Raw genomic sequence first — 12,013 nt, forward strand, 5'->3', positions numbered from 1 at the left:
ATCATCTCCTCAGTAAATGTCTGTTTTCTTATATTTTATTATTGAAATAATATTTAAAACTACTAATAATATAATCACATATATAATTGAAGTTTCGTATCTCACATATATGTTTTTTTGATAAATTATCCCACTACGCGTTCCAAATAGCATATTGGGGAAAAGCATAACTCCAATCCGGCTTAAATCACGATTTATCAGTACGTTATTTCCAATTATCAGTGATACCACCAAAAAAATATTTACAAATATATTTGAAATACTGGCATCCATAAATAATTCAAGTAAAAATTGTAATTGTACCAATGCCCATACTCCAACAAAATATGTAACTATTACCTGTATTAATTTTATACTTGATAAATTATTCCATGTCCCATCACATATTAAAAAAATAATCGTCTGACCTATTACTATACAGGCTAATTTCGCTGCTGATAATATAGCATTTTTTAAGTATAACCTCTCTCTGCTATAAGATCTGATCAGCCAAAGCTTACCATATCCGGTTGTAATTTCTCTTGCATTACCCGAAAAGTAAAAAAGTACAAATGGTAATGGTATATATGCATATAAAATTTGCACTAAATTACTTGTTGGGTTGTCAAAAATAAAAAGTGTACTGGCAAATGGTAATTGATATACCTCATAGCCACTCATTTGTATTACAACTCTTTGCATAATAATCATGCATATGATCAATATTATGTTTAACCACTTATTTTTCATTTCTTAAAATATCCCTTTTTGCAAACGTTACTATTCCTGCTATGTACAGAACTATTGCCATTACTATATTTTTTGCAAGAATACCCAAACAGCTTACAAACGATTTATTTCCTTCCAAAAAATTATATGCTGCAGCAACATCTAACCCGGGTATCCAAAACTTAACGAGCCAAAATTTTATCAAAAAGAATTGTACAAAATTAACTCCAAAAGCTCCTATAAGAGCAATAAGTTCATTTTGTAAACAATCTCTAAGTATTTTGTAAAAAAGACCTGTTGCAACAAAGAAAATCCAAATAACAACAAATTCCATAAGAGAATACAGCACAAATGGATATTTCTTAATTGTTGCACCCTTAAAACTATATACCGTAAAAATATAATCAACTATCTGACGAACTGCCGAAAATATTGCCGCCATTACAATAATTATCCTGATCTGGCTATTATTATATTTTTCCCGCGTTTTATATCTAAGTAATATATATGTTTTTTCTTTATCTAATGCATAGTATATTCCCAATAAGACAGGAATTGTATCTACAACCAATATTTCTTTAATTCCACAGAAATTACTGCCTGAATTGTGCATATTCAGGAAAATTACATCCTCCGTTATCCCCATCTGCCCTATTGAATTAAGCATAGGTACATTTGAAAAATAACAATCTATACCACACAATCCCACATATATTAAAGCACATACTAAATATTTATACTTCAACAATTTTTTTCTCCCATATAATAGCTGTTATAATCACTAAAATGTAAAGCACTATACACCATATCGCCACTGGAACAACAACATTAAAATCATATTCCATAAACGGTTGAAAAATATGCATTGATGAATTTTTAAACAAAATTGGTATGAACCAAATTGCAAAGGTCAACGCATATACCATCTTTCTTTCGTGTATAGATATTGCCAACACAGCTCCCATCATTCCCAAAACACCGGCAAATATTGCCGTTATAAGAATGTAGACTATATTCGTTGTCAATGGATGTGTATAGCTTATTTCAAAAAGAAATGTTTCTACCATGACACAACTGTCATATTTCAATGGTTCTGCATCAAACGGTGTATTTGTTCCCCCATTAAATACTATTTGTGAAAGTATAAGATTTAATCCCAGTCCTACAAATACAATTGCAAATGAGACAATAAAGGCTGATTTCATTTTTTGTAAAATATATTTATTTTTTCCCATTTTACATATCAATATATTCTTATATCCTGTAATATAATCAACAATACTCTCTTCTCCCACTATTACCAGCAAATATAATGGTAAAAACCACAGATAAATCATTTGAAATATGTGCCCTTGTGAATAGCATGATAAAAATGTGACATATAACGGATAGGGTTTTCCCATTTCTCCATTACATATAATAATATCCTGATAATAAATCTGTACAATATCCAAAATTGGAATTACGAGCATAAAAATTATCATTCCTATACTTTTTTTATCACTTATAATTCTGTTTAATTGCTGTCTCATATTTCCCCTTTCCTTTTAATTTTTTACTACCTTATTGTTACCATAGACGTCTATGTTTATATAGTATCTCATATTTCTGAAAAATCGACTTAATTTGTTATGAAAATTTCTGAATTTTTCCTTGTCATGTACATCCACACTTCAGATTTCTTCAGAATTTTTCAGATTTTATTAAGCGCATATTGTGTTTTTATGTGCTATTATATTTATATCACTTTTGTTTTTACAATAAATCTTATTCACTTATATGAGGAGCAGCTTGTATGGATAAACTACTCATTATCGAGGATGACGAAACAATCAGAAATGCACTTAGGATTTTGCTTGAAAATCAAGGTTACTTCATCGAAGAAGCGCATGACGGTGAAGAAGGGCTCCAAAAATTTGACTCAACCTTTGATCTGCTGATTATTGACATAATGATGCCAAATATTTCCGGCATTGAGGTATGCCGCAGAATCAGGGAAAAATCATATGTTCCGATTCTCTTTTTGATAGCCAAATCTCTTGAAACCGATAAAATGGAAGCCCTTTCCGCCGGAGGGGACGATTATCTTGTAAAACCATTCTCCTACGTGGAGCTGATAGCGCGTATTCAGGCTCTTATCAGAAGATGTCGAGTCTACGACAATGCAGATGCATCAGACAACACCGCTTCATCCACTATTGAACGATGTGGCTTAACCTTATACACAAAATGCAACAATGTCAGTTACGATGGCAGACAGCTTGCTCTCACGGATAAAGAATATCAGATTCTTCTGCTGTTAATTTCTCATCCGACAAAGACATTTTCAACACAGAATATATTTGAAAGCGTCTGGAATGAACCGTATACACAGTTTTCCAATAACACCATTATGGTTCATATTAAAAATCTGCGCAATAAGCTTGAAGCCGGCTGTGGCTGTGCCCACCTGATTAAAACAGTGTGGGGAAAGGGATATAAATTTGAAGAATAAATTTAACGGATATAAGGAATACATAAGCAGCTTATTGATTTCATTATTAATAGCTTTATTGATTTCAATTGCTGTATTTACAGCTATATACCTTTACGGGGAAAAAATAATAAATGAATATGTAAGCTCCGACAGCTATATTTACAATACACAAGCTGCGTATATTACAGACTTTCAAAAATATGTGTCTGACAATAAGGTTTCGTCAAACGATTTTAAAAGCATTGATACATGGATTCAAAGAGAAAAGCCCGAATTTTTTCTCATATCCATTGATAATGAAACACATTACGTTTCAACAGAATTTTTATGTCTCAAAAAGCCCCAAAATCTATCATTATATAATCAGAAAATATCTGTTTACCTTAAAGATTTAAACTTTAATGACAGGACAGCTAAAATTTTTATATACAATAACTATCAGGTAAAATATCTCAAAGCTTTGCTTATTTGTGATGCTCTCTTCACTTTAATTACAGCAATAATGATTTTGTTTTTCATTTCCAGACATATTCTCATGCAAATACATGGCACTTTAAACGTTGTCGAGCAGTCTGAAACCGAATTGATCAATGAAAAAAATATGCTGATAAGAAGCATGGCACACGATATCCGCACTCCTCTCGCAGGGCTGCAGTCATACGCTGAAATTATCAAAATGGAAAATAAAAAGGGTGCGATTCCCACTGAACACATAGATGTGATTTTCAATAAAATATGCGAAATAAAAGGCCTTACCGACCAGCTTTTTGACTATTCACTTGCCTGCAATGAAGAAGCTCTTGAGCTTGACGCTCCATGCAATATGGAAAATGCAATAGGTGACTATCTCTCTGAGATGGCTTTTGTCCTACGTGAAAACAGCTTTTCACTTGATATAGAAAAGCTCATATGGAAGGATTTTAAAATCACTGTGAACTCAAACTTTCTCGGACGGATTTTTAACAATATTACAAACAATATATGCAAATATGCAGATAACAAAGCTCCTGTCTGCATAAGCTGTATCTACCGGAATAAAGATGCAGGTATCGAGATAACAAACCATATCTCAGATAAAAGCTCTCTGTTTAATACCACCGGCATGGGTATCAGAAATATTACCCTTATGATGAAGCAGATGAATGGACGGGCTATTGTTTCACATAATAATACCGAGTTTCGCATTACTCTTTGGTTTTCACGCGCATAAAAACAATCCGCTACACCAAAATCTGGCATAGCGGATTGATTTATATACATCTATCTATTTTTATTTATCAAGCAAATCTGTGTAGAAATCAGCGTAATGTGTTTCGCCTGACTTGATGTAGTCAATAGCTGCTGATGGATGCTGATTTAAGCGTCCTGTGAGCAGGTATGGAATATCGTAGCCCCATACAGCACCGCTCTCCTTGAGCGGAAGCATATGCTCTTCAATGAATTTGAGTACAGGGAATACGTTGTATTTTGGATTTTTGAGGAAGCTGAGTAAAAGCTCCATCGCACAGTTTCCTGCGCCTCGTCCCATGCCCATCATTGTTGCATCCAACAAGCTGACTCCCTGGGCTGCTGCCTCTATGGTGTTTGCAAATGCAAGCTGCTGATTGTTGTGTGCATGCATTCCTACGAACTTTCCGTTTGCCTCTGCAATTTCTGTGTATTTCTCGGCAGTGCGGCGAATCTGTTCAGGATAGATGGCACCGTAGCTGTCTACAATGTATATGCCGTCTGCAGAGCTCTTGGCAACCATGTCAAGTGCCTGATCTAAGTCTGATTCCTGTGTATTTGAGATAGCCATGATGTTGCAGGTTACCTCGTAGCCCTTGGACTTGGCATCCTCAATCATCTCGATTGCTGCTGGCATCTGATGTACATATGTAGCCACACGCACCATGTCAATCACACTGTCCTCGCGAGGGAGGATATCCTTCTTGTAGTCACATCTGCCGACATCCGCCATGACAGAAATCTTCATATCAGAGTTGTTGTCCCCGACTATCTCACGGATAGCTGCCTCATCACAGAACTTCCATTTGCCGAATTTATTTACATCAAAAAGCTCCTTAGATGCTTTATATCCAAACTCCATATAGTCGATGCCTGCCTTTACGTTTGCACGATAAAGAGCATTGATAAAATCATCAGTAAACATAAAGTTGTTTACCAGTCCTCCATCCCTAATGGTAGCGTCAAGCACGCGGATATCAGGGCGTGCTGTCATTAAATCACCTTTCTGAGCCATTTTTGTTTCCTCCAAGTATAAATATTATTGTAACAAATATAAATATTACTGTAGCTTGATGTTACAATTTAAAGTTTTAATGCTTCAACGCTTTAAAGCATATAAGTATAATAACACAATTATTTAAAATTGCAAGTAAAACTTTACTTTTTTTTGTCAGACTAATATAATGAATGAGGTTGTAATACAATATCAAAGGAGGACTATATGATTTCTTATTTGACTTCGGCAGATATGTCGATAATAGCTTTCATCGGAGTGATTTTTGCATTCGCACTCACATGTATCGCTATTGCAAAATTAAATAAATTTTTACCAAAGGACCTCGGCAGACAGTTTGCCGTGGACGGAAAGCTTTCAGCCGGAAAGCCGAGAGGAGCCGGTATTATCTTTATATTCACATTTGTGATATCGGCAGTGCTTTTTTCACAAATCAATGCTGAGATTGCCATTTATCTTGTGCTTATAGTTATTGAGATGCTCACAGGCTACTTTGACGATGCGGCAGAAAAGCCATGGGGCGAGTATTTAAAGGGCGCTCTTGATTTTGCGGTTGCAATTGTTGTGGCAGTTGTGTATCTGCATTTCAACTCAAGTACAATCACCTTTGCCATATTTGGCGGCTCTGTAAATATTCCACCTGTTGTGTTTGGAATACTCACAGTCATTTTAGTCTGGGTATCAATCAATGTCACAAACTGTTCAGACGGTGTTGATGGTCTTTCCGGAACACTTACCATCATTACCATAATGACATTCTTCGTGCTTGATTCAGTGCTCAAAATAGCTGACAGCTTCAACTATTGTATTTTATTATTTGCAGTATGTCTGCTCGGATATCTGTGGTACAATGCCACACCAAGCAAGCTTTTGATGGGTGATGCGGGTTCAAGAGCCATGGGTATATTCATAGCTATATGTGCTCTTAAATCACAAAGCCCATTCATCTACATACTGGCAGGTCTCGTGCTTATCATCGACGGTGGACTTGGACTCATAAAGGTTTCTCTTCTTAGATTTTTGAAGATACATATTTTAAAGAATACCACAACTCCTATCCATGACCACGTCAGAAAGAAGCTCGGCTGGTCAAATGCACAGGTCGTTTTCAGATTTGCAATTATCCAGATTGTTGTATCACTCGCAACGGTTTATCTGGCGATGATTTAACAGTTTTAAAACTATATAAAGAAAAAGCCGGAGTCTGACAATTTAATTGTCGGCTCCGGCTTTTACTATTTACTGTGTGGACTCCTTCAACACTACCTCATATGGCAGAAGTGTCCTGTTCTCAGTCTCTTCACCCTCTATCTGTCTAAGCAGATTCTTGCAGGCTCTTGCTCCAAGCTCCTTTGAATCAAATGAAAGTGATGTAATGGACGGCACATTATTTTCCAGCACTGAGCTGTTGTAAAATGAAGCCACCTTCACCTGCTGCGGCACCTTTATATGCCTTTCGCGGAGCCGTCTCATGGCCTGCGCACAGACTGCATCATCCATGCACAGCAAACAGTCGCAGCCTCTGTCAATTGCATCATCTACAGCCTTTTCGATATATGCTTTCCCTTCAAGGTTTAAAAATACAAGATTGTCATTTATTTTCTTTCCAAACTGCTCATAGGCATCCACTACGCCTGCATATCTGGTCTGATTTACGACAATGTCCTCACTTCCACCGAGAAGCGCCATATTTTTCATGCCACGCATGAGCATAATTGATGTCAGCTCCCTGCAGGCGCTTTTATGGTCATGGTCAATCTGCTTTACATCCTTATATTTGCATGAGCCTGCTGTGACAAACGGTATCCTGCGCTCCTGCAAGAATGTCACCTGTGGATCATCTACCATCGTGCGAAGCAGCACCACTCCATCCACCTTATGATTCTGTATGATACGCCTAAGCCCCGCCATATCATTACCTGAGCCTATACAAAGCAAAATGTCATACTCCATTATACCTGCTATCTCCTGAATCCCCATTATAGCTTCCTGGAAAAATGGCAGATCGACAAGTGCGTAATCCCCCGGCATCACCACACATATATTAAATGTTTTTGACTGTGCAAGCCCTCTGGCTATTACATTAGGTTTATAATCATGCTCCTGTATATATTCAAGCACTCTTTTTCTTGTTGCAGCGCCTATCCTGCCCTTCCCCGATATAGCCCTGCTTACTGTTGTCTTTGAAACGCCAAGTGCCTCTGCTACATCTGATATCGTAATATTGTTACTCATTCTGCCCCCTATTTTCTCTGAATGTAAATAATGACTGAACAACATTTATTTGTTGCGCAGCTCTATTGTTTTTCATTATAACCTATCTTCATCCACTTGTCATCCCAGACATGCAATTTTTTGCGCAACTGACTCATTCTTCCACGCATATTCGCTCAACATTTTGTTTTCTGATGATTTAATGTTTACACCATTCATTTACTAACGTATATTTATAGTATAGATATTGGAGGTATGTATAAATGAATTTTGACGAAATATTATATGGCGTGGCATATTACGACGAATATATGCCTTACGACCGCATAGAAACAGATTTTAAAATGATACGCGATGCCGGCATGAATGTTATCAGGATTGCCGAATCCACCTGGAGCACCTGGGAGCCTAAGGAGGGAGTATTTGATTTTACACACCTTAACCGTATGCTTGACTGCGCAACAAAATATGAGCTGAAGGTCATTGTCGGAACACCTACATATGCTATTCCATCATGGCTTGCAAAAAAATATCCGGATATTCTTGCTGTAACACATAACGGCAAAGAGCTCTACGGCCACCGCCAGAACATGGATATCACAAACCCTGACTATCTGCACCATGCACAGATTATCATTGAAAAGCTCATGGAGCAGGTGAAGGACTACGACTGCGTGATCGGCTTCCAACTCGACAATGAGACTAAGCCCTATGACACCTGTTCCAAATACGCTCAGGCTAAATTTATAGAATATCTGAAAAATGAATTTCCTGACATTGACGAGTTTAACAGGGAGTTTGGACTTGATTACTGGAGCAACCGTGTGGACGACTGGGATGCCTTTCCCGATATTCGCGGCACCATAAATATGAGTCTTGATGCGGAATACAAGAAATTCCAGAGAAAGCTAGTGACAGACTTTTTTGCATGGCAGGCTGATATCGTCAAAAAATATAAGAGAGATGACCAGTTCATCACTCACAATTTCGACTTTGAGTGGCACGACTACTCTTACGGCATGCAGCCGGAGGTCAATCAGTACGAGGCTGCCAGGTGTATGGATATCGCAGGCTGCGATATATATCACCCGTCCCAGAGCCGTCTGAGCGGCCGCGAAATTACCGCCTGCGGCAATATTGCAAGGGGCATAAAAGGTGATAACTATCTGGTGCTTGAGACTGAGGCAGCCGGAAATCACCCATGGCTTCCTTATCCGGGCCAACTGAGGCTTCAGGCCATAAGCCACATTGCAAACGGTGCATGCATGGTTGAATACTGGCACTGGCATTCTATCCACAATGCCATCGAAAGCTACTGGAAGGGCGTGCTCTCTCACGACCTTAGACCGAACAGGCTTTATAAGGAGTGCAGTGTCATCGGAAACGAATTAAAAAAATACGGACACAGACTGGTCAATTTAAAAAAGACAAACAGGTTTGCGGTTATTGCTGACAACGCTTCTCTTACAGGACTTAATGAATTTAAGCTGAACAACGAAAGTGACTCCAACTACAATACCGTTTTCAGATGGCTTTGCGATGCCCTGTATCTGATGAACATCGAATACGACGTGATTCCTGCCGACCCGGCACTTTTTGCTTCATACGAAAATATCCTTGTGCCTGCGCTCTATAGCGCAACAGATGAGGTGCTCAATGCCTTAAATGAATTTGTTGCAAACGGCGGCAATATGGTGGTGACCTTTAAATCTGCTTTTTCGGATGAACACCTTAAAATACGCCACGACATGCAGCCTTATATTATAAACAAGTCTCTCGGCATACAGTACGATGAGTTCACCCTGCCAGACAATGTCACCGTAACCTGTGGCGGCAAATCGTCAAAAGCGCGTGACTGGATGGAGATGGTCGACTGCACCACTGCCATGCCTGTTGCCATGTATGAGCACAAGCACTGGGGAGTACACGCAGCTATCACCCAAAACAGCTATGGTAAGGGCCGTGCCATGTATCTTGCCACACTTTTTGGCGAGGACACGCTGATAGAAGCCCTAAAGCTTTTCTTCGGCGAGCAAAAAAATGAATTTGATGCTTCTTATCCGGTTGTCATAAAGCGCGGAACCAATATGCAGGGCGAAGAAATCATTTATCTGCTTAACTACTCGGATGATGAGCAGACTGTTACCTGCCATGCAGACGGTCTCAAGAAGCTTTGCAATGACAGCACAGTATCATCAGGCGATTGTATAGCTCTTGCACCATGGGATTTTAGCATCCTTTATGCTGATAAGACCACAGCTTAAAGCAGCCGTTTAACAGTGCCGTTTTATCCTATGTTTTTAGTTGCAGATAAATATTTCACAAAAAGCTCATTATATAAGGTCTCAATTATTAATTTTTTCATAAAATTTATTAAGTCTTTTGTTTTGGTGTTGTTTGAATTATTTTTCAGTGTTATAATTTCAAGCGGATTAAAAAGGTGGTTTTATGAAGAAAATACAGAATAAGCTTATAGAGCTTTTCAACCGCTACAAGCATGTGTGGATTTTGTCATACTTTATCATATATCTGACCTGGTTTGGATATTTAGAGCGCACTGTTACCACACATTATCACTTGATTCATCTTCCGATAGATGATTATATACCGTTTTGTGAATACTTTGTTATTCCTTATATCATGTGGTTTGGCTATGTGGCCTTTGGAATTGCTTTCACGGCATTACATGACAAAAAAGAATTTTACAGACTGTGTGCGTTTTTATATACCGGTATGACCGTTTTTTTGGTTATATCAACGCTCTACCCGAATGGTCACAATTTAAGGCCTTATTATTTCACGCACCACAATATGTTTACAGCGCTTTGCGAGTGGCTTTACTCCACTGACACACCGACGAACCTGTTTCCGAGCATTCACGTATACAATTCGCTTGGCATTCATTTTGCGGTGATGCACAGCAGCTATTTCAAGGATAAAAAACACGTTCAGCACGCATCCTTGGTGCTTTGTGTTCTGATTATACTGTCTACCATGTTTATCAAACAGCACTCAGTATTTGACGTTTCTACAGCCTTTATGCTTGCTTTTGTAATGTACAATGTGGTCTACATCAAAAACTGGATGCATCTGCCACAGAAGAGCGGAAGCTTTCAGGATGCAGCAAACCGCAAGGTTCGTGTTTGAACTGTGAAGGTACAAAACAGTTACGAGAATTTATATAATGAACAACTCAAAAAAGACATCAGCCGGAATTCACACCGGTTGATGTCTTTTTATATTTCACTCATAAAATGCATGACACTCACAGTCTGCATATCTGTCCTGTTATCTGACTCTCTCCCTGCTGTAGTCGAGTACCTTGTCCACAGTGGATTTTATTTCTGCTGAATTTTTCCTCTGAGTCGAAATTTCTGCGTATGCATCCTCTACCTGCAGCTTATTGCGCTCCTCAAACTTGATAATCTCCTCCTGTGTATTGCGGATTGACACAATCTGCTGTCTGCATGCTTCTATCATGTCAACTGAAATCTCGTCACACTGTGAAAACACATGATTGAGCTCCACTCCCTGCTTCATGAGCTTTGTCGTGGCAACATTGTTGTCCTTTAGAAGCCCTACAAGATGGCTCACCTGCTCTTTAAGTGCAGTAATCTCAGCTTTTGCCTCTGAAAGCTCCTGTTTCACAGCATCAATTGCACTGTCATATGAAACAGATGCCTCCCTTATGCTCTCAGCAGCCTCCACGAACAGCTTTCCCTGCTCTCCCAGCATGCCCGCCTCTATAGCAGCATTGAGTGAGAGAACGCTCATCTGCTTATTCTGCTCCTTCATCTGCTCAGCTATGTCTACACAGCTATCCACATGCTCCTCAAGCCTGTCCGATGTCTCTGACAGGCTCTTAGCCGGAGCTGTAAAATGCTTATTGTTTTCGACAAGCGCACATGTATCCTCATGCTGTGTGGCAATTGCCTTTGCTGCGCCCTCAAGGCTTGTAAGATTGTCCGCAGCCGCCTTTACACACTCTGTAAAGCTGTCATTTAAGGCTGATATGGCATCCATGCTGTCCTTTGAAAATTCCACCACATTATTTGCATTATCATTTAGCTGCTTAAGGGATGACTCCTCAAGCTGTCTTGATTTTTCAAGCTCATCAAAATCAGCCTCTATAAGCTTTGACTTTGCATTTACGTTCTCGAAAAATCCCCTGTCATTATCCAATTGTTCCTTCATATACGCTAATTCATCAGCGGATATTTTTGCTTTGTTCCCAAACACTGATCTATTCTGCCACTCAAAATGTGTTCAAATATACTCAAACACATCGAGAAATTAAAGTCCTTGCGGATACTTCTTACTGCTTCGATGTGTATGCTTTGGCGATTGTAAACAATACGCTACTCACAAGTTCG

The 12,013-nt window shown here is 38.7% G+C and carries 11 protein-coding genes; 5 read left to right on the forward strand and 6 right to left on the reverse strand.

Annotation, left to right across the window (positions count from 1 at the left end; translation table 11 throughout):
- Positions 1-9: 9 nt before the first annotated feature.
- Genes ACW6PM_RS08620 through ACW6PM_RS08630 form a run of 3 tightly spaced genes read right to left on the reverse strand, consistent with a single transcriptional unit; the run spans position 10 to position 2,240 of the window.
- Entirely contained in the window at positions 10-729 is a 720-nt protein-coding gene (locus tag ACW6PM_RS08620; RefSeq protein ID WP_055061361.1) for a DUF2705 family protein, read from the reverse strand.
- The gene (locus ACW6PM_RS08625; RefSeq protein WP_147324563.1) at positions 719-1,453 is read right to left on the reverse strand and encodes a WxPxxD family membrane protein; all 735 of its coding nucleotides are present in this window, start codon (positions 1,451-1,453) and stop codon (positions 719-721) included. Before ACW6PM_RS08625 ends, ACW6PM_RS08620 begins: the two co-directional genes overlap by 11 nt.
- Positions 1,443-2,240 carry a hypothetical protein gene (locus ACW6PM_RS08630; protein ID WP_456056882.1) on the reverse strand — a complete coding sequence of 266 codons (798 nt, stop codon included), beginning with the start codon at positions 2,238-2,240 and terminating at the stop codon, positions 1,443-1,445. The genes ACW6PM_RS08625 and ACW6PM_RS08630 overlap by 11 nt, the downstream gene beginning before the upstream one ends.
- A 263-nt stretch (positions 2,241-2,503) precedes the next feature.
- Here ACW6PM_RS08630 and ACW6PM_RS08635 point away from each other — a divergent pair, with 263 nt between their 5' ends.
- Together ACW6PM_RS08635 and ACW6PM_RS08640 are read left to right on the forward strand one after the other, a co-directional pair.
- Positions 2,504-3,202, forward strand: coding sequence for a response regulator transcription factor (locus tag ACW6PM_RS08635; RefSeq protein ID WP_456056883.1), 699 nt, complete (start codon positions 2,504-2,506; stop codon positions 3,200-3,202).
- 583 nt (positions 3,203-3,785) lie between these two features.
- A complete protein-coding gene (locus ACW6PM_RS08640; protein WP_456056884.1) occupies positions 3,786-4,394 on the forward strand; it encodes a sensor histidine kinase in 609 nt (202 codons plus the stop codon).
- A 60-nt stretch (positions 4,395-4,454) separates the two neighbouring features.
- Here ACW6PM_RS08640 and ACW6PM_RS08645 read toward each other — a convergent pair whose 3' ends face one another.
- Complete coding sequence (locus ACW6PM_RS08645) at positions 4,455-5,426, reverse strand: aldolase catalytic domain-containing protein (RefSeq protein WP_444122873.1); 972 nt, start codon at positions 5,424-5,426, stop codon at positions 4,455-4,457.
- Positions 5,427-5,633: 207 nt separating this feature from the next.
- Between ACW6PM_RS08645 and ACW6PM_RS08650 the strand changes: the two genes are divergently transcribed.
- Positions 5,634-6,596, forward strand: coding sequence for a phospho-N-acetylmuramoyl-pentapeptide-transferase (locus ACW6PM_RS08650; RefSeq protein WP_456056885.1), 963 nt, complete (start codon positions 5,634-5,636; stop codon positions 6,594-6,596).
- 69 nt (positions 6,597-6,665) lie between these two features.
- On the opposite strand, the gene ACW6PM_RS08655 is transcribed toward ACW6PM_RS08650, so the two are convergent.
- The gene (locus ACW6PM_RS08655; RefSeq protein ID WP_308669208.1) at positions 6,666-7,661 is read right to left on the reverse strand and encodes a LacI family DNA-binding transcriptional regulator; all 996 of its coding nucleotides are present in this window, start codon (positions 7,659-7,661) and stop codon (positions 6,666-6,668) included.
- 242 nt (positions 7,662-7,903) lie between these two features.
- Between ACW6PM_RS08655 and ACW6PM_RS08660 the strand changes: the two genes are divergently transcribed.
- Together ACW6PM_RS08660 and ACW6PM_RS08665 are read left to right on the forward strand one after the other, a co-directional pair.
- A complete protein-coding gene (locus ACW6PM_RS08660; RefSeq protein WP_456056886.1) occupies positions 7,904-9,904 on the forward strand; it encodes a beta-galactosidase in 2,001 nt (666 codons plus the stop codon).
- Between the two features lie 184 nt (positions 9,905-10,088).
- A complete protein-coding gene (locus ACW6PM_RS08665; protein ID WP_055061354.1) occupies positions 10,089-10,787 on the forward strand; it encodes a phosphatase PAP2 family protein in 699 nt (232 codons plus the stop codon).
- A 141-nt stretch (positions 10,788-10,928) separates the two neighbouring features.
- Here the strand turns inward: ACW6PM_RS08665 and ACW6PM_RS08670 are convergent, their stop codons facing one another.
- Entirely contained in the window at positions 10,929-11,879 is a 951-nt protein-coding gene (locus tag ACW6PM_RS08670; RefSeq protein WP_456056887.1) for a hypothetical protein, read from the reverse strand.
- Positions 11,880-12,013 lie beyond the last annotated feature (134 nt).

The organism is Agathobacter sp. (assembly GCF_977054825.1).